Raw genomic sequence first — 25210 nt, forward strand, 5'->3', positions numbered from 1 at the left:
GGGGCGCGGCGGGAGTGGGCCGTCCGGGGCCGGTCGGGGCTACGGCGGGAGCGGGCCGTCCGGGGCCGGTCGGGGCGCGGCGGGAGTGGGCCGTCCGGGGCCGGTCGGGGCTACGGCGGGAGCGGGCCGTCCGGAGCCGGTCGGGGCGCGGCGGGAGCGGGCCGGCGGGAGCGCGGCGGGACCGGACCGTCCGGGGCGCGGCGGGACCGGGCCGGCGGGAGCGCGGCGGGACCGGACCGTCCGGGGCGCGGCGGGACCGGGCCGGCGGGGCTACAGCAACGACGGCACCTGCGCCGCCGACACCTCCCGGGCCGCCCGTTCCAGCGCGCTGGCCAGGAGGGCCAGGTCGGTCGGGCCGTTGCCCAGTTCGCGGACGGGGCGGCGGGCCGGGGGGTCGCCCATGCGGTGCCAGTCCAGGGGGACGACCGTGGGGCGCAGGGTCGCCGTGCGGGGGATGCGGCCGGTGACCCGGCCGCCCTGGAAGGCGACGGTAGGGCCGTCCGGGCACGTCAGAAGGCCGCGTCCGGGGGCCGGTTCGTCCGGGCCGGGGACGGGGGCGTCGAGGGTCACCCGGAGCGTGGCCCGCAGGGCCGGTTCCGTCTGGGCCGTACGGCCGCCGGGGCCGGTCGCGGTCACCAGGTGGACGCCGAGCCGCTCACCCTCCCGCGCGACCGCCTCCAGCGCCCGCATCACCGACCCCGCCGCGGGCCGGCCGGGCGACCCCAGCGCCGGGGTGACCAGCGCGTCCAGGTCGTCGACGACCACGACCAGGCGGGGCAGCGGCGGCGCGGGCTCCGCCTGCTGGCGGGGCGCGGCCGGACGCAGCCGGATCGTCGTGCTGGGCGGGGTGTCGAGGTCGGCGGCGCCCGCGCCGGCCGTGCCCGTGCTCCGGGACACGGCCGTCCGCTGGGCGACCATCCGGCCCGGCGTCCCGCGGCCGGTGTGCCACTCCGTGAAGTGGGACCGGCCGAGCAGCTCCGCGCGCCGCTTCAGCTCCGCGCTCAGGGACTGGGCGAACTCCCGCATGCGTATGGGGTCGTTGGCCGTGAGGTGGGTGGTCACGTGGGGGACGTCCGTGCACACCCGCAGGCCCTCGCCGGGCCGGCCGCCGGGGCCGCCGTCACCGCCCCCGCCCGTGCCGTCCCGGCCGTCCATCAGCACGATGCCGAGGCGGTCGGGGCGCTCGGCGGAGGCCAGCGAGGCCACCAGCGCCCGCAGCAGCTCCGTACGGCCGCTGCCGGGCGGGCCCTCGATCAGCAGGTGCGGTCCGTCGGCCGCGAGGTCCACGCCGACCGGGCCGCGCGGTCCGGCGCCCAGCACGCCGTGCGCCCGGCCGCCCAGGGCCCGGGGGTCGTCGGCCGCGTCCGCCCAGCGGGCCATCAGGGACGCCGGGGTGGCGCGGGCGAGACCCAGCTCGTCGAGGAGGCGGGCGGCCCGGGGGAGCGGCGCCGACACGCGCGCGTGCCGCTCGCCGGAGCAGCTCTCGGGACGGAGCGGGGCCAGGGCGCGTGCGAACCGCTCCGCCCACGGCAGGGAGACCGCGTCCACGGTGGCGAGGGTGCCGTGGCCCACCGGACCGGCCGGGGCCGCGCCCTCGGGCGCGACGCGCAGCAGCCGCAGGGTCGTCGCGACGTCCCCGCTGAGCAGCGCGACGGCCCCGCAGCGCCGGAACACCGGCGACACCGCGCAGGCCGCCTCGTAGGTCTCCGCCACCGGGGAGGAGGGGGAGGCGGCGGGCGTCTCCGCCAGGCACACCACATGGATGCCGGCCCGCGGTCCCTCCAGGGCGAGCCGCGCCACCGCCTCGTGCACGTCCGCGCTGGGGAGGCCGCCGTCCACGACGACCACGGTGAACGGGCCGGGGACACCGGTGGCCGGGGCCTCGCCGTCGTCCGGGTGGGCCCAGGCGGGGCGCCGGTCCGCGCCGGGCGCGGTGTGCGGGGCGTGGGCCGCCGGGCGGGCGCCGGTCCGGGGGCCCGTCAGGTGGTCCTCCAGGCGGCGCACCAGCTCCTGGGCGCGGGCCGCGGCCTGGTCGTGGTCGAGGGCGAGCAGGAGGCGGCAGTCCTGGCCGTGGCCCGGACGCAGGTGGGGCAGCCAGCCCAGCCAGGACCACTCCGCGGTGCGCCGGGGCAGCGGACGGGCGCGGTCCGCGCTGATCAGGACGATCTCCAGCGCGTCGGGGGAGTGCAGCGCGGCGAGCTGGGCCAGCACCGCGCGGGCGAGTCCGGCCAGCCGCTCGCGCGGCCCGGCCAGCCCGAGCGCCCCGGCCTCGCGCAGCCCGGCGGTCACCGGCACCGCGGGCAGCGGGGCCGCGCCGCCGGGGGCCACCCGGTCGGCGGTGCCGAGCCGCACGGTGAGCGCCTCCGGGTGCCCCGGCCCGCGCTCCCACAGCCGGGGGCCCGGTCCCAGCGCCGTCAGCAGCAGGGCGGCGGGGTCCGGCCAGGTCTCCGGGGCGGGGGCGGGGGCGGGTGACGGTACGGCGGTCAGGCCGGCCGGCGGTGCGTCGTACGGGCCGGTGCCGGCCGCCGCCGGCTCACCGCGTCCGCCGGTCAGCCGCCGCGCCCAGGCGGTGAGTCCGCCGCGCCGCCGCATGCCCGGCGGTACGTCGGTGCCGCGCAGCGGCGTCCCCTTGCGGCCGCCGCTGCCGGCCTCGCCCCCGGAAGGGGCGCTGCCAGGGGCTTCCCCGTGGGCGACGCCGGAGCCGCCGGACCGCGGCGCGGGCGGGGCCGGGGCATCGTCGGCGTGACCCCCGGCGCGGGGGGTGTCGTCGGCGTGGCTCCCGGCGCGGGGGGCGCCGCCGGGCTCCGGGAGCAGGGGCCCGGCGGCCCGGCGGTCCGGCCCCCGTTCCCGGTGTCCGGGTCCGTCGGCGCCCGTCGTGCCGCGCGTGTCACGCGTGTCACGCGTGCCGTGCGCGTACCCGGTGTCGTGGCCGGGGGCCGCCGTACCGCCGTCCCCGCGCGGGTCCACCGCGTCCGCCACGCGCGCGTGGGCCGCCGGCCGCTCACCGGCCACGGGGCCACGGGTCACGGGGGCGTCGGTCGCGGAGCCACGGGCCGCGGTGCCGCGGGTCGCGCCGCTGTCGGTCACGGCGCCGCGGCTCGCCTCGCTGTCGGTCATGGTGCCGTCGGTCACGGTGCCGCGCGTCGCGCCGCCACCGGCCCCCGCGCCGCCGCCGGTCGCGGCCGTGCCGGTGACCGTCGCGTACCCGCCGCCGGGAGCCGGCCGGGTACTGCCGGAAGCGCCAGGAGCCGCGCCACCCCCGGCCGCCGCGCCGCCCCCGCCCGCCCGTCCGACCGGCACCCGCACGCACCCCTCCCCGTCGGGCGCCGTCTCCACCCGGGCCGCCGCCACCGGCGCGGGCGCCAGCCGCAGGGCCGACTCGCCGATCCGCAGCAGCGCGCCCGTCGGGAAGCGCACCGCGCGGTCGCCCACGCGCGTGCCGTCCAGGGTGGTGCCGTTGGTGGAGCCGAGGTCGGCGACCGCGACCCGGCCGTCGGCCGCGACGGTCACCGCGCAGTGGGTCCGGGAGACGTCCGGGTCGTCGAGCGCCACGTCGGCGTCGGCGGAGCGCCCGATGCGGATCTGCCCGCCGTGCAGCAGGTGGACGCCGCCCGCGTCGGGGCCCGCGACCACGTGGAGCTGGGCCGGGGCGTCGGCCGACTCGGGGTGCGGCTCGGGGTCGCCGGGGGCGCCGAGGAACAGCACCGCGCCGTCGACCAGGGGCGGCTCGCCCAGGGTGCAGCGCTGGGCGTCCAGGCGGCGCTCACCCGCGTACAGCGCCACGGGCCCGGAACCGGGGCCCGAGCCGGACGGACCGGTGCCGTCCCCGCCCGGGACCGCCGAGGCCAGCGCCGGCGCCACCGCGGCGAGGGCGGTGCCGGCGGGCGCCGTGACCAGCACGTCGCAGCGCGCGGGGAGGCCGGGCGCCGTGGGGGAGGACGGACCCAGCGGGTCTACGACGGTCAGCCGGATCTGCATCGCCGTCAGCGGTCCCTTCTGCGCGGGCGCCCGCGCGCCGGGGACGAAGCCGTCCCGCGGTCCCCCGTCACGGACTTCACCACGGACTTCCCCCACCGCCGCACGCGCACGTCGGCCAGTACTGCACGCATCCTCGCACCTGCCACTGACAACGCGCCCGCTCCCGGCTGCCAAATGATCTTGATTGGTCGGCTCTGCCCTCAAAAATGCCTGACCAGTGATCCCAAAGTGATCGTTTGAACACCGCTTGAGATCGGTCACGTTCGGATCCGGCAACCGGGGGAGCGGGTCCCGCGTCTTCCCCCCGAACACCTCCGGCGGGTTCCGGACGGTTCCGGGACCACCACAGCCGAACGACAGCCCGGTGCTGTACTCCTCGGCACTACAGTGGTCCGGACAGAGGGTCGGAACAGCCAGCAAGCAGCAGGGAGCGCATGACGTGCGGCCGGTAGGCAGCAAGTACCTCCTGGAGGAGCCGCTCGGACGCGGTGCCACCGGCACCGTCTGGCGAGCCCGCCAGCGGGAGACCGCGGGCGCCGAGGCGGCCGTGCCCGGACAGCCCGGCGAGACCGTCGCGATCAAGGTCCTCAAGGAGGAGCTCGCGAACGACGCCGACGTCGTGATGCGCTTCCTGCGGGAGCGCTCCGTCCTGCTCCGGCTCACCCACCCCAACATCGTCCGGGTCCGCGACCTGGTCGTCGAGGGCGATCTCCTCGCCCTGGTCATGGACCTCGTCGACGGCCCCGACCTGCACCGCTACCTGCGTGAGAACGGCCCCTTCAGCCCCGTCGCCGCGGCCCTGCTCACCGCCCAGATCGCCGACGCGCTCGCCGCCAGCCACGCCGACGGCGTGGTCCACCGCGACCTGAAACCGGCCAACGTGCTGCTCAGGCAGGACGGCGGTCAGATGCACCCGATGCTGACCGACTTCGGCATCGCCCGCCTCGCGGACTCGCCCGGCCTCACCCGCACCCACGAGTTCGTCGGCACGCCCGCGTACGTCGCGCCGGAGTCCGCCGAGGGCCGCCCGCAGACCTCCGCCGTCGACATCTACGGCGCCGGCATCCTGCTGTACGAGCTGGTCACCGGCCGGCCGCCGTTCTCCGGCGGTTCCGCGCTCGAAGTGCTGCACCAGCACCTGAGCGCCGAGCCGCGCCGCCCGTCCACCGTCCCCGACCCGCTGTGGACGGTCATCGAGCGCTGCCTGCGCAAGAACCCCGACGAACGCCCCAGCGCCGAGAACCTCGCGCGCGGCCTGCGCGTCGTCGCCGAGGGCATCGGCGTGCACGCGAACTCCGCGCAGATCGGGGCCGCCGAGAACGTCGGCGCGCTCCTCGTCCCCGACCCGGCGCCCGCGCCTGTCCCGGACACCCCCGGTGCCGCCGACCCGACGCAGGTGCTCCCGCGGAACCCGGGCGGCGCCTACGACCCCGACGGCGCCACCAGCGTCCTGCCGCACACCGGCCCGGCCGGCGCCGCCGACCCCACCGCCGTGCTCCCGCACACCGGCGGCCCCGCCGGGGCGGCCGACCCGACGGCCGTCATGCCGCCCGTACCGCCGGGCCGGCCCGACCAGTCCCCCCAGGGACAGGGCTCCGACGACCCGCACCCCTGGCAGAACCAGCTGCGCGCCGCCCGCGACCGCAACGAGCAGACGCAGGTGCAGTACCTCGACCCGGACGAGGACCCGCTGCGCCGCCGTCCCCAGCGCCAGGTCGCCCGCCCCCAGCAGGAGCCCCGCCGGCAGCCCCAGCAGCCCCAGCGGCCCCCGCAGGGCTACGACCGCCAGCAGCAGCCGCAGCGGCGGTACGCCACTCCCCAGCCGCAGCAGCCCGCGCCGCCCCCGCGGCCCGCGCCGCAGCGGTACGCCCCGCCGCCCGCGCCCGAGCCCCAGCGCCCCCGGCGCGAGCCCCGGCCGCCCCGGCAGCGCAGCGCCAACCCGGTGCGCATCCCCGGCCTGGGCTGCCTCAAGGGCTGCCTGGTCACGCTCGTGGTGCTGTTCGTGGCCGGCTGGCTGATCTGGGAGCTGAGCCCGCTCCAGGAGTGGATCGGCACGGGCAAGGGCTACTGGGACCAGCTCACCGACTGGGTCGGCACCGCCACCGACTGGATCGGGAACCTGGGCAGCGACTCCGGCGGCTCCGGCGGCACCGGCTGACCACCGACCCGCCCGCTGAAGGGCGAGTCGGGCGATTTGTCGACATCGCACGGGTGTTTTCCGCCTCGGAGGTGAAGGCCGGCTCCGCGGACGCGTAGCTTTGTCGGCAACACGCGTCGGTAGGAGCAGTCTTGGCACGGAAGATCGGCAGCCGGTACACCGCCCACCAGATCCTCGGCCGGGGCAGCGCCGGCACGGTGTGGCTGGGCGAGGGCCCCGAGGGGCCCGTCGCGATCAAGCTGCTGCGCGAGGACCTCGCGTCCGACCAGGAGCTGGTCGGCCGCTTCGTGCAGGAGCGCACCGCCCTGCTCGGCCTGGAGCACCCGCACGTCGTCTCCGTGCGCGACCTGGTCGTCGACGGCAACGACCTCGCCCTCGTCATGGACCTGGTCCGCGGCACCGACCTGCGCACCCGGCTCGACCGCGAGCGCCGCCTGCCCCCCGAGGCCGCGGTGGCGATCACTGCCGACGTCGCCGACGGACTGGCCGCCGCGCACGCCGCCGGGGTCGTGCACCGCGACGTGAAACCGGAGAACATCCTCCTCGACATGCAGGGTCCGCTCGGCCCCGGCGGCTCGCACCGCGCGCTGCTCACCGACTTCGGTGTGGCCAAGCTCATCGACACCCCGCGCCGCACCCGCGCCACGAAGATCATCGGCACCCCCGACTACCTCGCCCCGGAGATCGTCGAGGGCCTGCCGCCGCGCGCCTCGGTCGACATCTACGCCCTGGCCACCGTCCTGTACGAGCTGCTGGCCGGGTTCACGCCGTTCGGCGGCGGCCACCCCGGCGCCGTACTGCGCCGCCACGTCACCGAGACCGTCGTCCCGCTGCCCGGCATCCCGGACGAGCTGTGGCAGCTGCTGGTGCAGTGCCTGGCCAAGGCGCCGGCCTCCCGGCTGCGCGCCTCCGAGCTGGGCGCCCGGCTGCGCGAGCTGCTGCCGATGCTGGCCGGCATGCCCCCGCTCGACGTGGACGAGACCGGCGGGGACCAGCCGGAGGACGCCGCCGACACCGGCCGGGAGCCGTCCGCCGGGGCCGGGGCGGGGCGGGGCGGCGGCGAGGTCCGGCGGCGCGGCGCGGTCCCGCTGGTGCCCGGGGCCAAGCCCGCCGACTCCAGCCGGGACACGCACACCTCCATGCGGGTCCCCGCCCCCGACGAGCTGGCCGGCCCCGCCCACGGCACCGCCCGCGCCCCGCGCGCGCCGGGCGCCCGCCGCCCCGGCTCGGCGCGCAACCGGGCCGCCGCCCGCCGGCGCAGGGCCGCGGCCGGCGCGGGCGCCGTGGCGCTGCTGGCGGCCGTCGGCGTCGGCGCCTGGCTGGCCACGAGCGGTGACGACTCCGGCGCGGGCCCCCAGGACACGCGGAACTCGGCCCCGCAGACCCCCTAGCGACGGCGCCCGCACGGCCCGGCGTGGGCCGCCCGGCGGAGCCGTTACGCTGGAGGCGTGGCAGTCGTCGATGTATCCGAAGAGCTGAAGTCCCTCTCCTCGACCATGGAGTCGATCGAGGCCGTCCTGGACCTCGACAGGATGAGGGCAGACATCGCCGTGCTCGAGGAGCAGGCGGCCGCGCCGTCCCTGTGGGACAACCCGGACGAGGCGCAGAAGATCACCAGCAAGCTCTCCCACCTCCAGGCCGAGGTCAGGAAGGCGGAGGCGCTGCGCGGCCGGATCGACGACCTCGCGGTCCTCTTCGAGATGGCCGAGGAGGAGGACGACCCGGACACCCGCGCCGAGGCCGAGACGGAGCTGGCCTCCGTCCGCAAGGCCCTCGACGAGATGGAGGTCCGCACCCTGCTCTCCGGCGAGTACGACTCCCGTGAGGCGCTGGTCAACATCCGCGCCGAGGCGGGCGGCGTGGACGCCGCGGACTTCGCCGAGAAGCTCCAGCGGATGTACCTGCGCTGGGCCGAGCAGCACGGCTACAAGACCGAGATCTACGAGACGTCGTACGCGGAGGAGGCCGGCATCAAGTCGACCACCTTCGCCGTGCAGGTGCCGTACGCCTACGGGACGCTCTCCGTGGAGCAGGGCACGCACCGGCTGGTGCGGATCTCGCCCTTCGACAACCAGGGCCGCCGCCAGACCTCCTTCGCGGGCGTCGAGATCCTGCCCGTGGTCGAGCAGACCGACCACATCGAGATCGACGAGTCCGAACTGCGGGTGGACGTCTACCGCTCCTCCGGCCCCGGCGGCCAGGGCGTCAACACCACCGACTCGGCGGTGCGCCTCACCCACCTGCCCACCGGCATCGTGGTCTCCTGCCAGAACGAGCGGTCGCAGATCCAGAACAAGGCGACCGCGATGAACGTCCTCCAGGCCAAGCTGCTGGAGCGGCGCCGCCAGGAGGAGCAGGCCAAGATGGACGCCCTCAAGGGTGACGGCGGCAACTCCTGGGGCAACCAGATGCGTTCGTACGTGCTGCACCCCTACCAGATGGTCAAGGACCTGCGCACCGAGTACGAGGTGGGCAATCCCGAGTCCGTCTTCAACGGGGAGATCGACGGCTTCCTGGAGGCCGGGATCCGCTGGCGCAAGCAGCAGGAGAAGTAACGGCGTCGCGGGTACACCGCTTTGTCGACAAGGCAACTGCCGCCCCCGTGGCGGCAGTTGCCTTTTCCTTGTGGTCGATGTCCGGGTTTTACATCACGCTCACAGTCTTTGTATCCGGCATACGCCCCGTACCCGGACATCGTGTGCGCAACGACCTTGACGTTTCCTTTGAAAATGGGAAAGGTGATGCGCGGCATGCGTGTTTCTGGGGCGCATGTGAACCGGGGGGCTTCGCAGAGCTGCTACTCCCGTCGATCACGGCCCCGAGACGCCGCCACACTGACGATTCAGCTACTGGGGGTAGCAACCATATGACCAAGAAGACACGGGTCCGTGTCGCGCGGCTCGCGGCCGGCGCCATCATCGCCGCCGGCGCTTCGCTGACCGCGGCGGGTGCCGCCTCGGCGACCGGTATCGGTGTCGAGGTCGGCCTGGGTGTCACGGAAGAGACGCCGGATCCGACTCCGACCCCGAGCGACACGCCTCCGACCGAGATCCCCAGCGAGGAGCCCACGACGGAGCAGCCGCCCACGTCGGAGCCTCCGACTCAGGAGCAGCCCACCGAGGACCCCACTGAGGACCCGACCGAGGACCCGACCGACAACCCGGTCGAGCCCAGCGACGACCCGAGCGAGGACACGGGCAGCGGGAACGGTGGCGGCAACGCCGGCAACGACAACAACGGCAACGCCGGCAACGGCGACACCGGCAACGACAACACCACCACCGACGGCGGCAGCAACGACAACGCCGCCCAGGGCGCCGGCACCTCCTCCCTGACCGACACGGGCGCGGACGCCGCCGCCCAGACCTCGGCCCAGGGCGACGGCGAGGAGCTCGCCGAGACCGGTGCCGCCGAGACCACCTTCCTCATCGTCGGCGCCGCCACGATGATCGCCGGAGGCGTCGGCTTCCGCCTCCTGCCGCGCCTGATGGCCGGCCGGGGCGCCGCTGCCTGAGAGTGACCGTCCGCGTACGGGACGCCGTACGCGACACACCGCGGCCGAGGGGCCCGGAGCGTACGTACGGCGCTCCGGGCCCCTCGGCCGTCGCTCGGGCTCCCGCCGGTGTCAGGCGGTCTGGTGGGCCAGCAGGGCCACCGCCGCCACCAGCACCGCGAGCAGGGCGATCAGCGCCGCCGGGCTCAGGCCGTTCAGCCCGCCGAAGAAGCTCTGCTGCTGCAGCCGCTCACGGTTGGCCCGGCACACCGGGCAGCGGCCCTCGCTCACGGGCGCCGCGCAGTTCGCGCACACCAGCCGGTCGTACGTCATGCGCTCGCCCTCCTCGCACCGGTCTCCACCCACACACAACGCCCGCGCCGCCGCGAACGTTCCCCTCCACTGTGCCAGGTTCCGCGCGCCGCTGCGCGCGGTCCCGCCGGGGACGGCGCACGGGCGCGCAGCGGCGCCCGTGCGCTCCCCGGCCGCGTCCCGCGCGGGTGACGCGGACATAACGCGCAAGCGCGACGCAACCCCGACCGGTGACTGCGGTCCCCTACCCACTTCGCGTATGGTCACGCTCATCTACCCCCGGCGACCCGTGGTGCATCCGTGATCCGATTCGACAACGTCTCCAAGGCCTACCCCAAACAGAACCGCCCCGCCCTCAGGGACGTCACCCTGGAAGTGGAGAAGGGCGAGTTCGTCTTCCTGGTGGGGTCCTCCGGCTCCGGTAAGTCCACCTTCCTGCGGCTGGTCCTGCGCGAGGAGCGGGCGAGCCACGGCCAGGTACACGTCCTGGGCAAGGACCTGGCCCGCCTGTCCAACTGGAAGGTGCCGCACATGCGGCGCCAGCTGGGGACGGTCTTCCAGGACTTCCGCCTGCTGCCCAACAAGACGGTCGGCGAGAACGTGGCCTTCGCCCAGGAGGTCATCGGCAAGTCCCGCGGCGAGATCCGCAAGTCCGTGCCCCAGGTGCTCGACCTCGTCGGGCTCGGCGGCAAGGAGGACCGCATGCCGGGCGAGCTGTCCGGTGGTGAACAGCAGCGCGTGGCCATCGCGCGGGCGTTCGTCAACCGGCCCAAGCTGCTCATCGCCGACGAGCCCACCGGCAACCTCGACCCGCAGACCTCCGTCGGCATCATGAAGCTGCTCGACCGCATCAACCGGACGGGCACCACCGTGATCATGGCGACGCACGACCAGAACATCGTGGACCAGATGCGCAAGCGCGTCATCGAGCTGGAGAAGGGGCGCCTCGTCCGCGACCAGGCGCGCGGTGTCTACGGCTACCAGCACTAGGGCCGGTCGTTCGGACCACGCCGCGGACGCGGGGCCTGGTGCGCGCGTCTGCGGCGTTGTCGTCACTCGCCGACGCTCCGCGTCGACTCCCTCCTCCGCCTCGCAGCTGCGCGCACCAGGCCCCGCTCACCGGCATGGGCAAGTCCCGCCGATGCCCTGCGTCCTGATCCGAACGACAGGCCCCAGCACGCGGACACGCAGCACGCCCGGCATCCACGGAAAGGCTTAACCAGACGCCATGCGCGCCCAGTTCGTCCTCTCGGAGATCGGTGTAGGTCTCCGCCGCAATCTGACGATGACCTTCGCGGTCATCGTCTCCGTCGCCCTCTCCCTGGCCCTGTTCGGCGGTTCGCTGCTGATGAGCGACCAGGTCAACACCATGAAGGGCTACTGGTACGACAAGGTCAACGTCTCCGTCTTCCTCTGCAACAAGAGCGACGCCGAGTCCGACCCCAACTGCGCCAAGGGCGCGGTGACCGAGGACCAGAAGAAGCAGATCCTCGCCGACCTCAAGGACATGTCGGTCGTCCAGAGCGTGACGTACGAGTCGCAGGACGAGGCGTACAAGCACTACAAGGAGCAGTTCGGCGACTCCCCGCTGGCCAGCTCCCTGACGCCGGACCAGATGCAGGAGTCGTACCGCATCAAGCTGAAGGACCCGGAGAAGTACCAGGTGATCGCCACCGCCTTCGACGGGCGGGACGGCGTGCAGTCCGTGCAGGACCAGAAGGGCATCCTGGACAACCTCTTCGAGCTGCTGAACCTGATGAACCGGGCGGCGCTCGGCGTCATGGTGCTCATGCTGGTCGTGGCCCTGCTGCTGATCGTCAACACGGTGCGCGTCTCCGCCTTCAGCCGCCGCCGCGAGACCGGCATCATGCGGCTGGTCGGCGCCTCCGGCTTCTACATCCAGGCGCCGTTCATCATGGAGGCCGCCGTCGCCGGCGCCATCGGCGGCGCCCTGGCGTGCGTGTTCCTCGTCGTGGGCCGGTACTTCACGATCGACCACGGCATGGCCCTGTCCGACAAGCTGACCCTCATCAACTTCGTGGGCTGGGACGCCGTACTGACCAAGCTGCCGCTCATCATCGCCGCCAGTGTGCTGATGCCCGCGTTGGCCGCGTTCTTCGCGCTGCGCAAGTACTTGAAGGTGTGACACATGTCAAGAGGGCCGTACGGGCAAGCTCCCGTGCGGCCCTCTCGCCGTGTCCTACACTCACCGGCATGTCAGGTCGTGACCCATTACGCCCGCCCCGCCGCATCCGCCACGGGGCCGCCCTGACGCTGGTGTTCGCCGGTGTCCTGGCGGCCGGCGCGGCCACCGGCTCGCTCCCCGAGGCCGGCCCGGACGCGGCGGCCGGGACGGCCCGGACGTCCGCGGGGTCCGGCGCGGCCGCCGGTTCCGCCGCTTCCCGCCGGGAGGTGGCCCGCGCGGCGGCCGAGGCGATGGCCGACGGCGAGTCCCCCGTGGAGGCCGCCGAGCGCGCGGTCAGCCGCAGCGGCGACCGCTGGGGCGCGGTCTACTCCCGCAGCGAGTACGAGGAGCTGGAAGAGGCCCTGGACGGCCGGTACACCGGCGTCGGGCTCTCCGCGCGGCGCGTGCGCGACGGTGGCATCGAGATCACGAAGGTGCGGTCCGGCTCGCCCGCGGCCGGCGCCGGCATCCGCGCGGGCGACCGGCTGCGCAGCGTCGACGGCGAGGAGGTCGACGGGCGTCCGGTCGCCGAGGTCGTCTCCCTGCTGCGCGGCGACGCCACCGACGCGCCCGCCGGCACCACCGTGCGGCTCGGCCTGCGGCGCGGCACGCGCGCGTGGACCGAGACGCTGCGCCGGGCCAGCCTGAGCACCCAGCCGGTGACCGTGCGGCGGCTCGCGAGCGGCGCCGGCGTCGTGCGCATCGCCTCCTTCACCAAGGGCGTCGGCGACCAGGTCCGCCGTGCCGTCCGCGACATCCCGGCCGGCGCCGGCGTCGTCCTCGACCTGCGCGGCAACTCCGGCGGTCTGGTCGCCGAGGCGGTCACCGCGGCCTCCGCCTTCCTCGACGGCGGCCTGGTCGCCACGTACGACGTCGACGGCGACCAGCACGCCCTGTACGCCGAGGACGGCGGCGACACCTCCAGACCCCTGGTCGCGCTCGTCGACGGCGGCACGATGAGCGCGGCCGAACTCCTCACCGGGGCCCTCCAGGACCGCGGCCGGGCGGTCGTCGTGGGCTCCCGCACCTTCGGCAAGGGCTCGGTCCAGATGCCGAGCCGGCTCCCCGACGGCTCGGTGGCCGAACTGACCGTCGGCCACTACCGCACCCCCTCCGGCCGCGGCGTCGACAGCACCGGCATCACCCCGGACCTGGACATCGACCCGGCCCGGACCGCCGCCGTGGACCGGGCGGCGACGGTGCTGGACGGACTGGGGCGCTGACCGCGCGGGCCGCGCGACGGGCTTCCCCCGGCCCCCCTCCGTAGTGCGAAAATGGGCCCACTATGAGCAAGGGAATGTACGTACCGAAGGAGTCCCAGCCCAAGCAGGGCGGCGGGGGCGGCAAGGCCCGGGACGGCGAGAAGGGCGGCAAGCGCAAGATCGTCGCCCAGAACAAGAAGGCCCGGCACGACTACGCGATCATCGACACCTACGAGGCCGGGATGGTGCTCACCGGCACCGAGGTCAAGTCGCTGCGCGAGGGGCGGACCTCGCTGGCCGACGGGTTCGTCCAGATCGACGGGGGCGAGGCGTGGCTGCACAACGCCCACATCCCCGAATACCACCAGGGCAGCTGGACCAACCACTCCGCGCGCCGCAAGCGCAAGCTGCTGCTGCACCGGGAGGAGATCGACAAGCTGGAGTCGAAGTCCCAGGAGACCGGGCACACGATCGTCCCCCTCGCCCTGTACTTCAAGGACGGCCGGGCCAAGGCCGAGATCGCGCTCGCGCGCGGCAAGAAGGAGTACGACAAGCGCCAGACGCTGCGCGAGAAGCAGGACCGGCGGGAGGCGGAGCGGACGATCTCGGCGATCAAGCGCCGGGAACGGGGCTGAGCCCTCCGGGACGCAGGAATAAGCTGGCACGGTCGTGCGTTGGTCACGTACGATGGCACTCGCATCGCTCGCCGGTGCGGTGGATTGAAAACTCAACATGGGGATGATCGGTTTCGACAGCGGCTGTCGAAGCAGGGGAAGCGTGTCGAGGAAGCGGCCATGATCTCGTAAACCACAGGCCGAAAAAAATAATCGCCAACACCAAGCGCGATTCCTCCCAGCAGGCCTTCGCCCTCGCTGCCTGATCTCAGGTAGCGGAGCGAGCCTCCTACTAAGGGAGTGTCAGCCCGGGGCTGTTCCCGACCCGGATCCTGGCATCAGCTAGGGGACTAAACCTCGATCCCGGTCACGGGGTGAAGAGGGAAACCACACAGTGACTGAGCCCGTCGGAGACTTGTCCGCGTGATCTCCGGGGCCGAGAAAATCGAAGCGGACTGCACACGGAGAAGCCCTGGTTCCGCACCGTTGGACGCGGGTTCGATTCCCGCCATCTCCACAGTTCCCATGTGGGCGAAGGCCCCGTCGCAGACAGCGACGGGGCCTTCGTCATGCGCTCATGCCGGGAGCGCTCATGCCGGGGGCGCCGTGCTCGCGCGGTCGGTCAGCCGGGGCGGCAGCAGGTGTACGCCGGGCGCGGCGGGGCCGGTGAGGGCCTGGACCGCCAGTTCCACGGCCCGGGTGCCCAGCTCGGCGGCCGGGACGGTGACCGAGGTGACCGGGGGCCGGGCCGCGAGGGCCACGTCGTCCGGGCAGATCGCCACCACGGACAGGTCGCCGGGGACCCGGCGGCCGAGGCGTGCGAAGGCGTCGATCAGGGGGGCCAGCAGCGCGTCGTGGTGGACGACGACGGCGGTGGGCGCCGGGCGCAGCCGCAGCAGCCGTTCGGCCGTGTCCCGGGCGGCCTCCGGCGCGGCGGCGCTCGGACACACCGACGGGACCAGCCCGGCGCGGCCGGCGGCGGCCGTGAAGCCCCGCACCACCCGGTGGGCGGCGGCGCTGTGCCGGGCGTACCCCTGCGGCGCCGCGCCGACCAGCGCCACCACCCGGTGCCCCAGCTCCGCCAGCCGTGCGGCGCACCGTTCACCGGCTGCCCGGAAGTCGAGGTCGACGCAGGTCAGCCCCTCGGGCTCGGCGGGCACCCCGATCAGTACGGCGGGCCGGCCGCGCAGCGACGGCAGGCGGGGGTCGCGCAGCCCCACCTCCATCACGATCAGCGCGTCCACCGGATGGTGCGGCGACCGCTCCCCCTCCTCCCGGGTGATCAGCAGGACGTCGTGACCGTGGGCGCGGGCGGCGGTGACCACCGCCGTCGCGCAGCCCGTCGCCGCCGGCGGCCACGTCCCGGTGGGCAGCGGGAGCAGCAGCCCCAGCACACCGGTCGGGGAACCGGAGCGCGGACGGTAGCCCAGCTCGCGGACGGCCGCCTCGACGCGCCGCCGGGTCTGAGCGGAGATCGGGCGCTTGCCGCTGAGGGCGTAGGAGACGGTGCTGGGGGAGACCCCCGCGCGCCGGGCCACGTCGGTGATCCGGGCCATCAGCCGGTGCCCGGTGCGGTCGGTGAGATCGGTGCGGTCGGCGAGATCAGCGTGGTCGGTGCGGTCGGTGTGGCTGGTGCGGTCGGTGCGGTCGGCGTGGTCGGCATGGTCGGTTCCTCCGGAGGCGGTCGGACGGAGGAAGGTAGGCGCGGTGGGCGAAGACGTCAATGGGCGGTGCGCGGCCCGTGGGGCGTGCCGCCGGGGGTGGGGTGTGCCGCCTGGGCGGGGTGCTGGGCGTGGGGTGTGCGGGGTCGGGGTGCGTGGGGTCGGGGTGCGTGGGGTCGGGGTGTCGGGCGTGGGGTCCGTGGGGGTCGGGGGCTGTGGGATGCGGAGTGGGGTCCGTGAGGTTGGGGTGTGCGGGGTCGGGTGTGCGGGCGGGGCGCGTGGGGTCGGGATGACGGATGTGCAGGGTCGGGTTCACGGGGCCGGGGTGCTGGGTGCGGGGCGCGTGGGGTGGGTTCACGGGGCCGGGGTGCTGGGTGCGGGGCGCGTGGGGTGGGTTCACGGGGCCGGGGTGCCGGGCGCGGGGCGCGTGGGGTCGGTTTCACGGGGCCGGGGTGCCGGGCCGGGGTGAGCGGGAGCGGTTCGACGCCGTCAGCGCCAGCAGCAGTGCCACCGCCGCCGCGGTGACCGGGACGCCGTACCCGGCCGTGGCCGAGACGTGCTCCACCGTCCAGCCGCCGGCCGCGCTGCCGCAGGCGACGCCGCCGAGCAGGCCGGTCACCGCCAGGGTCATGCCCTCGTTGAGGCGGCCCTCGGGGGTGCGTCGCTGGACCAGCGTCATCGTCGTGACCATCGTCGGGGCGGTCGCCATGCCGGCCAGCAGCAGGGCAGCGGCCAGCAGCGGCAGCGAACCGGTGCCGGCCGCCGCGAGCAGGGGCAGCGTCATCAGGGCGGTCATCGCCGCGACGCACCGGACCAGCCGGGACGCGGCGGGACCGGCCGGCCGCAGCGCCCCGAACAGCAGTCCGGCCACGCACGACCCGCCCGCCTGGAGCGCCAGCACCGCACCGGCCGCCGCACGGTGCCCCCGCGCGTCCGCGAACGCGATCGTCACCACCTCCAGCGCGCCGAACACCGCGCCCGTCGCCAGGCACACGGCCAGCAGCGGGGGGATGCCGGGGGCGCGCAGCGGGGCCTTCCCGGCAGACGCGCCGGGCCGGGCGGGCGGCTCGGTGGCGCGCTGGGCGGTGAACAGCAGGACGCCGGTCATCAGCAGCGTCGCGGCGACGAGCGTGCCCGCCTCCGGGAAGAGCGCCGTGCACAGGAAGGCCGCCACCACCGGACCGAGCATGTAGCACAGCTCGTCGGCGGCCTGTTCGAAGGAGTTGGCGGTGTGCAGGGCGGCGGGGTCGCCGCGCAGCAGGTGGTTCCAGCGGGCGCGGGCCATGCCGCCGGTGTTGGGGGTGGCGGCGGTGGCGATCTGCGCGGCGAACAGGGTCCAGTCGGGGGCGCCCCGGCGGACGCAGAGCGCCAGGGCGAGGGCGCCGAGGACGGTGACCAGGGTGGCGGGCACGGCGACCCGGGCCTGGCCGTGCCGGTCGACGAGCCGCGCGAGCAGCGGGGCGACCACCGTGGTCACCGCCAGCCCGGTGGCGACGACCGCGCCGGCCAGGGCGTACGAACCCCGGGTGCCGGAGATCATGACGACCGCGCTCACGCTGAACATGCCCTGGGGCAGGCGGGCGACGAGGTTGCCGGCCGTGAAGGCCCGCGCGCCGGGCACGGACAGGAGCCGGCGGTAGGGGCCGGCCGGGCGGTCCCGGGTGGCCCGGCGCTGCCCGCGGGGACGGGCGCGGGGGCGGAAGTCGGCGGTGACCAGGCTGTCGGCGGTGACGGCCATGGTGACCGCGGGGCGGTCGCAGGGGCGGGGGCGGGGCGGGGTCCGGCGCGGCATGGGCCCCACCGTCGTCCGTGGCCGGGCGCGGGGTCCAACACCTCCTGGGTCCCGATTCACGCACTCCCGTTGTAGATTCTGCGGGTGCCCGCGCCCAGCCACCTCGAACCCCGCCTCCTGCGCGCCTTCGTCGCCGTCGCCGAGGAGCTGCACTTCACGCGCGCCGCGCACCGGCTGTACGTCGCCCAGCAGGCGCTCAGCCGGGACGTGCGGCGCCTCGAACGCGCACTGGGCGCGGAGCTGTTCGTCCGCTCCACCCGGCAGGTGACGCTGACGGCCGACGGAGAGCGGCTGCTGCCGTACGCGCGCCGCGCGCTCCAGGCGCAGGACGAGTTGCTGGCCGCCTTCGGACAGGCCCGACCGCTGCTGGTGGACCTCAACTCGCCGGGCCTGGGCACCGGACGCCGGGTGCTGCACCGGGCCCGGTCGCTCGTCCCCGAACTGGAGCTGATGGCCCGGTACGAGAGCGGGCTGACCTGGGCTGCCGCCGAGATCGCGGCGGGCCGCCTGGACGCCTCCTTCGGACGGTTCGCCGGTCTGGCACCGGCCCTGCGGGCGGGCCTCGAACAGCAGCCGGTGCGGTACGAGCCGATGGCCGTCATCCTGCCCGAGGACCACCCGCTGGCGCCGCTGTCCGAAGTGCCGCTGGCCGCGCTGGCGGGGGAGACCGTGTACGCCGGCGCGGGCAACGACCGTACGCCGGAGTGGACCGACCTCGCCCGCCGGCTCTTCGAGGGGCGCGGCATCGCGGTGGCGCCGCCGGCCCCCCTGGCGGTGGGGGAGGAGGAGTTCGAGCGGCTGATGGCGAAGACGCGGCATCCGGTCCTCGCCGTGACGGGTTTTCCGGCCATGCCCGCGACCGTGGTGCGGCCACTGGTCGATCCGGTGCCGCTGTCGCCCGTCTCCCTGGTGTGGCGAAAGGGGCTGGTCCACCCGGCGCTGCGGGCGCTGCGGCGGGCGGCGGAGCGGGTCGCGGCGGAGGAGGGGTGGCTGCGACGGCCCTTGGAGGGATGGATTCCAGCCGCTGACGCGGACGTGATGACACCTTGATGGGATGGTGATGTCGTCTTAATAAATGAGCACCTGGCCGACACGTTGTCGGCCGGTGCGCTACATTCGTCCCCGGAGAACTGTGTGGTAGTGGGGGCGCTTGAACCTGGTGGGGGCCGGTTAGCTCAGCGGGTGCTCGGAGTCGTGGCGCACCCGGTACCTGCTCGTAGGGGGAAGTGCGGCGCGTGGAAAATTGGCAGAAAGACGCCCAACCGGAGTGGCCCGAGACCGCGTCGGGGACACGGCGGTTCCCGAAGACGGGAGCGGGGGTGTCCGCGGGAAGTGAGATCTCCTGGTTCGGCGGAGGCGCCGCCGAGGCCGGTCCCGCCGGTGACGGCACCAGCGGCGGCGATGCCACGGGTGGTGCCGGGGCGGATGCCGGTGTCACGGACGTGCTGCCGTCGGTGAGTGGATCGGTCGGTGTCACGGACGTGCTGCCGGCCGTGGGTGGATCGGTCGGTGTCACGGACGTGCTGCCGGCCGTGGGTGGCCCCGTCGACGCCACCGCGGTCCTGCCGCTCGTGCACGCACCGGCCGACTCCACCGCCGTGCTGCCCGCGGCGTCCGGTTCCGGTGGCCCGGCGGACACGCCGCGCAAGGGTTCTGGCCCGGCCGCCGGCGCTCCCGGGGACGTACCGCCGTCCACGGCACCCGTACCCGCACCCCCCTCCCCGACCGGGACCGGCGTCGTGGACGGGCGGCCCGCCGCCCCCGCCGTCACGGCGAGCGGCTGGCCCAAGCTCCCCAGGCCCGCCACCGCCACCGCCTCCGTCCCCGCCCCCACCGCCGTCACGGACGTGCTGCCCAGCGCTCCCGCCCCCGTACGCGACCCCTGGCAGGAGGACGGCGGCGCCCTCGGCGGGGCAGCCACCGCTCCCGGCCCGGGCCGCGGCGCTCCCGGCCCGGGGGGCGGTGCCCTCGCCGCGGACGGGCGGGGGCAGCACGACCCGCACGAGGTGACCGTCCAGCTCGACGCCGTCCAGCTCGGTGACGGGGTGCTGCGGCGGGCGGCGGGCGGACCGGTGTCCGCCGACGCGGCCGACCGGCCGGTCTTCGTCGACGAGTCGGGCCGCCGCATCCGCCTCTACCGCCGGATAGGCATAGCCGTCGGCCTCGCCTGCGCCGTCTACGCCGTCGTCATGGTCGTGACCCTCCTGTCGGGCACCTCCGACGCGCCCTGGCTGCCCGTACCGGGCCAGGAGGACGGCAAGCCGGCCGGCAAGGTCGACACCACCCCGCTGCCCACCGGATCGGCGGACCCCTCCGCCACCGGCAGCCCCTCACCGCGGACCACGCCCTCCGCCACCGGCGTGGAGGAGCAGCTCCCGGCCACCGGCGCCGCCGTGACCGGCACCGCGCCCGCGACCGGACAGACGGAGACCGAGGCCGACCCCGGGCCGACCGCCACCGAGACCACGCCCTCCCAGGGCGGCGGCGCGACCGAGCCCGACCCGACCGGCACGGCCACGGAACCGGCCGCCGGTTCGCCCGACCCGACCGCGACGGACGACGACGGCACCACCCCCGACCCGACCGAGTCCACCGGCGGCATCGCGGGCATCGGCGACGACCCCGGCACCCTCGCCCAGGCCCCGGCCGACACCTCTTCCCCCCGCTCACCGCTCGTGGAGTACACCTACTGATGGCCGCCCCCACCCGTCGCCACGGCGCCGCCCCCCGAGCCCGTGGCGGCTCCCGGCGACGCCGTCTGCCGCTGCGCCTGCTGCTGCCGGTGCTCGTCCTCGTCGCCCTGATGGCGATGCTCATGCTGCGCGGCTACGTGCACAGCGAGATCCTCGCCGACCACCGCGTCCAGCCGCCCGCCGCCACCGACCGGGTGCCGGAGAAGATCCTGGAGGGCGGCCCGGTCATCGACACCCGGGCCGGCCGGACCGACTCGCTGAGCGTGCCCGACCACAAGCTGGTCCTCACCTTCGACGACGGCCCCGACCCGACCTGGACCCCGAAGGTCCTGGACGTGCTGAAGAAGCACCACGCGCACGCCGTGTTCTTCGTCACCGGCACCATGGCCTCCCGCTACCCGGACCTGGTCCAGCGGATGGTCGACGAGGGCCACGAGGTGGGCCTGCACACCTTCAACCACCCCGACCTCTCCTACCAGTCGCAGTCCCGCATCGACTGGGAGCTGTCGCAGAACCAGCTCGCCCTCACCGGCGCGGCCGGCATCCGCACCTCCCTCTTCCGCCCGCCGTACTCCTCCTTCGCCGACGCCATGGACAACAAGTCCTGGCCGGTGACGGAGTACATCGGCTCCCGCGGCTACCTCACCGTCGTCAACAACACCGACAGCGAGGACTGGAAGAAGCCCGGCGTCGACGAGATCATCCGCCGCGCCACCCCGCACGGCGGCAAGGGCGCCATCGTCCTGATGCACGACTCCGGCGGCGACCGCCACCAGACCGTGCAGGCGCTGGACCGGTTCCTGCCCGGCCTCCAGGAGGAGGGGTACGAGTTCGCCAACCTCTCCGAGGCCCTGGACCTGCCCAGCGCGCACTCCCCGGTCACCGGCGCCGGCCTGTGGAAGGCCAAGGCGTGGATCTTCCTGGTCCAGGCGTCGGAGAAGGTCACGGACGGCCTGGTCGCCGGCCTCGCGGTCGTCGGCACGCTGGTCATCGGCCGGTTCGGCCTGATGCTGCTGCTCTCCTTCGCGCACGCCCGCAAGGTGCGCCGCCGGAACTTCGCCTGGGGACCGCCGGTCACCGAACCGGTGTCGGTGCTGGTCCCGGCCTACAACGAGGCCAAGTGCATCGAGAACACCGTCCGTTCCCTGATGTCGAGCGACCACCCCATCGAGATCGTCGTCGTCGACGACGGCTCCACGGACGGCACCGCCCGCATCGTCGAGGCGATGGGCCTGCCCAACGTACGGGTCGTCCGCCAGCTCAACGCGGGCAAGCCGGCGGCCCTCAACCGGGGCCTGGCCAACGCCTCCCACGACATCGTCGTGATGATGGACGGCGACACGGTCTTCGAACCCTCCACCGTCCGCGAACTCGTCCAGCCCTTCGGCGACCCGAAGGTCGGCGCGGTGGCCGGCAACGCCAAGGTCGGCAACAAGGACAGCCTCATCGGCGCCTGGCAGCACATCGAGTACGTGATGGGCTTCAACCTGGACCGCCGTATGTACGACGTCCTGGGCTGCATGCCGACCATCCCCGGCGCGGTCGGCGCGTTCCGCCGCTCCGCCCTGGAGCGGATCGGCGGCATGAGCGACGACACCCTCGCCGAGGACACCGACGTCACGATGGCGCTGCACCGCGACGGCTGGAAGGTCGTCTACGCGGAGAACGCCCGCGCCTGGACCGAGGCCCCCGAGACCGTCCAGCAGCTCTGGTCCCAGCGCTACCGCTGGTCGTACGGCACGATGCAGGCCATCTGGAAGCACCGCCGCGCGGTCGTCGACAAGGGCCCCTCGGGCCGCTTCGGCCGCGTGGGCCTGCCCTTCGTGTCCCTGTTCATGGTCGTGGCCCCCCTCCTGGCCCCCCTGATCGACATCTTCCTCCTCTACGGCATCATCTTCGGCCCGACCGAGAAGACGATCGGCGCCTGGCTGGGCGTCCTGGCGCTCCAGGCGGTCTGCGCGGCGTACGCCTTCCGCCTGGACCGCGAACGCATGACCCACCTGATCTCGCTGCCCCTCCAGCAGATCCTCTACCGCCAGCTCATGTACGTCGTGCTGCTCCAGTCCTGGATCACCGCGCTGACCGGCGGCCGGCTGCGCTGGCAGAAGCTGCGGCGGACGGGGGTCGTCGAGGCGCCCGGCGGGATACCGGCGCAGCGCCGCAGCGATGATCGGAGGCCCGTGGCATGACCCACGGCTACACGACCGGCACCCCGGGAACGCCCGAGGCGTCGTACGACTTCCCGCGGCAGCGCACGGCGGACGCCGCGCCTCCGCCGCAGACCGAGTCCGCCGCCCCCGCCAAGCCGGGCCGCGACCGCTACCTCGACCTGCTGCGTTCCCTCGCCCTGGTCCGCGTCGTCGTCTACCACCTGTTCGGCTGGGCGTGGCTGTCGGTGGTGTTCCCGTCGATGGGCGTGATGTTCGCGCTGGCGGGCTCACTGATGGCCCGGTCGCTCAAGCGGCCCGCGCTGAGCGTGATCCGCGGCCGGATCCGCCGCCTGCTGCCGCCGCTGTGGGTGTTCAGCGCGGTGGTGCTGGGGCTGCTGTTCGCAGGAGGCTGGAACCCCGCGGAGGACCCGGACCACGGCGGCACCTGGGGCTTGGTCGAGCTGTTCAACTACATCGTCCCGATCGGTGCCCCGCCCTATCCCTGGGAGTCCGGCTTCCCAGGGGGGCTGATCGAGGACACCTGGGCTGACTCGGCCGCGGGCGTGCTCTGGTATCTACGGGCCTACCTGTGGTTCGTCCTGGCCTCCCCGCTGCTGCTGTGGGCGTTCCGCCGGGCACCGTGGCCGACGCTGCTCGCGCCGCTGGGCCTGACCGCGATCGTCGGCACCGGCCTGGTGACCATTCCGGGTGAGACCGGCAACGCGGTCAGCGACTTCGCGGTCTACGGGGGATGCTGGGTGCTGGGTTTCGCCCACCAGGAGGGAATGCTGAAGCAGGTCCCGCGCTATGTCTCCGTCTCCTGCTCGGCGCTGGTCATGGCCTTCGGCCTGTGGTGGGCCTCGCACCACCAGGGTTCCGACGGCTGGGACCTCAACGACATCCCGCTCGCCCAGGCCACCTGGTCCTTCGGGTTCGTGGCGATCCTGCTCCAGTACTCCCCGTCCTGGCAGGAACTCCCCGGCGCCCTGAGGAAGTGGGACCGGCTGGTGACGCTCTCGAACAACCGGGCCGTCACTATCTACCTCTGGCACAACCTGCTGCTCATGTTCACGTTCCCGCTCATCGACCTCGCCTACGAACTGCCCTTCCTGCAGAGCGAACGCGGCATGCAGGCCCTGGACGCCACCTACATGCTCTGGTCGTTCTTCCTCATCTGGCCCCTGATCGGCCTGGTGATCCTCGCGGTGGGCTGGGTCGAGGACATCGCGGCCAAGCGGAAGCCGCGACTGTGGCCGAACGGGGCGAAGCGGATGCGACGCCGACCTGCCGCGGGGGCGCGGCACGCCTGACGCAGCAGGCGGTGGCGCCGGCCTATTGGTCATGTACGGCTCGGCGTACGTCCGCGGGGTGGGTCATCGCCGAACCGCCAACACTTCGGACCGAAGTGTTGGCGCGTGAGCCGGGGCGGGTGTGGAGCCCCGCCCGTTTTCAACCACCATCCCCGTCGCCGGGCGAAGCCCCGGTGATGGCCTGCGTCTCCCGCTCGGTGATCTCCTGCAGCGGCATGCCGTCGCAGTTGCCGAGGACTACGCCGACCCAGCCGGTGTACGGGTAGATGTTCCAGTTGGCGCTGACACCGGGGTTGCCACCGCCGCGCCCGAACACCCACTGGCCGTTGACGATACGGACCGGCATGCCGTAGGCCCCGAACGACGAACCGCTGTGGGGGATCTTGGCCCCGGTGAGCAACTCTGCCCAGGGCCGGTCCAGCACCGTGCCGTCGCCCAACGCGTGCGCGAACCGGACCAGATCCGGCGCGGTGGCGAAGCCCCCGTCCCCGGGAGCATCGATGAAGCTGCGGCCCGGGTTCTTGCCCAGTACGTCCGGGGACTGGCTGCCCTGGTCCAGATTGCGGAGCGCGTCCACCTGGCTGCCGTCGGCCAGCGTCATGTACGGGTGCGCGATGTGCTCGTCGGTGAGCCACTGCGGCCTGGTGTAGAACGCCGTGCCGGTCATGCCACAGCGCCCGAAGATGTTCTCCTGCACGTATTCCCAGTACGTCCTGCCGCTCACGGCCTCCACGATCAACGCGGGGATGCCGACATCGGCGCCGGAGTGGCTGGTGACAGTGCCGGGGGCAGCCACCAGCTTGGACCGCCGGACCCACTGCTCGTAGTACTCGTGCACTTCCTCCCGGCTCTGGAAGATGCGTTGCACGTCCTCATCCGGGGTGCTCAGCCCGGAGGTGCCGGAGAGCAGGTGGTGGATGGTCACTTGCTCGGCGACGTCCTTGACGAAGCCCTTCAGGTGGGTGCCCACCGTGTCCGACAGGCTCAGCTCGCCCTGCTGTGCCAGCCGCAGGATGGCCACCGCGCCGAACGGCTTGCCCGCCGAGCTGAGGCTGAACGCGACGCCCTCGCTGTTGCGGATCTCCTCCTCCTTGTCGGCCACGCCGTAGCTGCGGGACAGCACCGTCCGGCCCCGGTGCGACAACAGCACCACGCCGGAGAACTTCCCCTCGGCGGCCAGCTTCGCCACGTACTGGTCGTAGGCTCCGCCGGGACGGGTGTCCGGCGGGGTGTCGGAGTCGGTGGGGGCCGGGTCGGCGTGACCCGGTTGGGCGCCCACCAGCGGCGTTCCGGCCGCCACCACGCCGGCAGCCGCCAACCCGCCTCCGAGCAGCCGCCGCCGATCGATACCACGTACGAAATCCGAGTTCATGATCACGGTCCTTTCCTGATCGACGGACCGACCGTTGCGGGCCTGACGGCGACCGCTGTCGGCAGCCGATCACCCGCCCATGTGGTCCGTGCCTCCACTGAAGACGGAGGACTGATGCGGTGGCGTATGCGATTTTCGATACGCTCGCGACACACCGAATGCCCGGCATCAAGGAACCGGCGCTAGGGGGCGTCTTCAATTGATCTTGCATGGTGGATCATGGTCGGGTGATACGTCGTCATGAACTGTCCGATGCGGAGTGGGAGTTCGTCCGGCCGTTGCTGCCTGTG

17 protein-coding genes and 1 other RNA gene are annotated in these 25210 nt (G+C 74.2%); 13 read left to right on the top strand and 5 right to left on the bottom strand.

Annotated elements, in window-relative coordinates; genetic code table 11:
• Window positions 1-270 precede the first annotated feature (270 nt).
• Window positions 271-3978 (bottom strand): FHA domain-containing protein, encoded by a 3708-nt coding sequence (locus tag ACY1JF_RS23135; protein ID WP_462707121.1) that lies wholly within the window; start codon window positions 3976-3978, stop codon window positions 271-273.
• A gap of 439 nt (window positions 3979-4417) precedes the next feature.
• Between ACY1JF_RS23135 and ACY1JF_RS23140 the strand changes: the two genes are divergently transcribed.
• From ACY1JF_RS23140 to ACY1JF_RS23155, 4 genes are all read left to right on the top strand, one after another.
• A complete protein-coding gene (locus tag ACY1JF_RS23140) occupies window positions 4418-6136 on the top strand; it encodes a serine/threonine-protein kinase (RefSeq protein ID WP_462707122.1) in 1719 nt (572 codons plus the stop codon).
• 131 nt (window positions 6137-6267) lie between these two features.
• On the top strand, window positions 6268-7527 hold the full coding sequence (locus tag ACY1JF_RS23145) for a serine/threonine-protein kinase (RefSeq protein ID WP_462707123.1): 1260 nt from the start codon (window positions 6268-6270) through the stop codon (window positions 7525-7527).
• A gap of 57 nt (window positions 7528-7584) precedes the next feature.
• The gene (gene prfB / locus ACY1JF_RS23150) at window positions 7585-8691 is read left to right on the top strand and encodes a peptide chain release factor 2 (protein ID WP_462707124.1); all 1107 of its coding nucleotides are present in this window, start codon (window positions 7585-7587) and stop codon (window positions 8689-8691) included.
• A gap of 311 nt (window positions 8692-9002) precedes the next feature.
• Window positions 9003-9650, top strand: a complete 648-nt coding sequence (locus ACY1JF_RS23155) for a hypothetical protein (protein ID WP_462707125.1) — start codon at window positions 9003-9005, stop codon at window positions 9648-9650.
• A 111-nt stretch (window positions 9651-9761) separates the two neighbouring features.
• Here the strand turns inward: ACY1JF_RS23155 and ACY1JF_RS23160 are convergent, their stop codons facing one another.
• The gene (locus ACY1JF_RS23160) at window positions 9762-9962 is read right to left on the bottom strand and encodes a hypothetical protein (protein ID WP_462707126.1); all 201 of its coding nucleotides are present in this window, start codon (window positions 9960-9962) and stop codon (window positions 9762-9764) included.
• Window positions 9963-10241: 279 nt separating this feature from the next.
• On the opposite strand from ACY1JF_RS23160, the gene ftsE reads away from it, so the two are divergent.
• The 5 genes from ftsE (at window position 10242) to ssrA (ending at window position 14462) form a co-directional block, all read left to right on the top strand.
• Entirely contained in the window at window positions 10242-10931 is a 690-nt protein-coding gene (gene ftsE, locus ACY1JF_RS23165) for a cell division ATP-binding protein FtsE (protein WP_462707127.1), read from the top strand.
• A gap of 238 nt (window positions 10932-11169) precedes the next feature.
• The gene (gene ftsX / locus ACY1JF_RS23170) at window positions 11170-12087 is read left to right on the top strand and encodes a permease-like cell division protein FtsX (RefSeq protein WP_462707128.1); all 918 of its coding nucleotides are present in this window, start codon (window positions 11170-11172) and stop codon (window positions 12085-12087) included.
• Between the two features lie 68 nt (window positions 12088-12155).
• Window positions 12156-13349 carry a S41 family peptidase gene (locus ACY1JF_RS23175; RefSeq protein ID WP_462707129.1) on the top strand — a complete coding sequence of 398 codons (1194 nt, stop codon included), beginning with the start codon at window positions 12156-12158 and terminating at the stop codon, window positions 13347-13349.
• Between the two features lie 74 nt (window positions 13350-13423).
• On the top strand, window positions 13424-13963 hold the full coding sequence (smpB, locus tag ACY1JF_RS23180; protein ID WP_462707140.1) for an SsrA-binding protein SmpB: 540 nt from the start codon (window positions 13424-13426) through the stop codon (window positions 13961-13963).
• A gap of 99 nt (window positions 13964-14062) precedes the next feature.
• Window positions 14063-14462, top strand: a transfer-messenger RNA (tmRNA) gene (ssrA, locus tag ACY1JF_RS23185).
• A 70-nt stretch (window positions 14463-14532) separates the two neighbouring features.
• Here ssrA and ACY1JF_RS23190 read toward each other — a convergent pair.
• On the bottom strand, window positions 14533-15498 hold the full coding sequence (locus tag ACY1JF_RS23190; RefSeq protein WP_462707141.1) for a LacI family DNA-binding transcriptional regulator: 966 nt from the start codon (window positions 15496-15498) through the stop codon (window positions 14533-14535).
• A 544-nt stretch (window positions 15499-16042) separates the two neighbouring features.
• Window positions 16043-17395, bottom strand: coding sequence for an MFS transporter (locus tag ACY1JF_RS23195; RefSeq protein WP_462707130.1), 1353 nt, complete (start codon window positions 17393-17395; stop codon window positions 16043-16045).
• Between the two features lie 84 nt (window positions 17396-17479).
• Here ACY1JF_RS23195 and ACY1JF_RS23200 point away from each other — a divergent pair, with 84 nt between their 5' ends.
• From ACY1JF_RS23200 to ACY1JF_RS23215, 4 genes are all read left to right on the top strand, one after another.
• The gene (locus ACY1JF_RS23200) at window positions 17480-18445 is read left to right on the top strand and encodes a LysR family transcriptional regulator (protein ID WP_462707131.1); all 966 of its coding nucleotides are present in this window, start codon (window positions 17480-17482) and stop codon (window positions 18443-18445) included.
• A 269-nt stretch (window positions 18446-18714) separates the two neighbouring features.
• Entirely contained in the window at window positions 18715-20088 is a 1374-nt protein-coding gene (locus ACY1JF_RS23205) for a DNA polymerase III subunit gamma/tau domain-containing protein (protein ID WP_462707132.1), read from the top strand.
• Window positions 20088-22277 (top strand): glycosyltransferase, encoded by a 2190-nt coding sequence (locus ACY1JF_RS23210; protein WP_462707134.1) that lies wholly within the window; start codon window positions 20088-20090, stop codon window positions 22275-22277. Before ACY1JF_RS23205 ends, ACY1JF_RS23210 begins: the two co-directional genes overlap by 1 nt.
• On the top strand, window positions 22274-23548 hold the full coding sequence (locus tag ACY1JF_RS23215) for an acyltransferase family protein (protein WP_462707135.1): 1275 nt from the start codon (window positions 22274-22276) through the stop codon (window positions 23546-23548). The genes ACY1JF_RS23210 and ACY1JF_RS23215 overlap by 4 nt, the downstream gene beginning before the upstream one ends.
• A 139-nt stretch (window positions 23549-23687) precedes the next feature.
• On the opposite strand, the gene ACY1JF_RS23220 is transcribed toward ACY1JF_RS23215, so the two are convergent.
• Window positions 23688-24920: a serine hydrolase domain-containing protein gene (locus tag ACY1JF_RS23220; protein ID WP_462707136.1), complete on the bottom strand. Its 1233-nt coding sequence runs from the start codon at window positions 24918-24920 to the stop codon at window positions 23688-23690.
• Window positions 24921-25210: the final 290 nt, after the last annotated feature.

The sequence above is a fragment of the Streptomyces sp. SYSU D01066-1 genome (assembly GCF_054956795.1).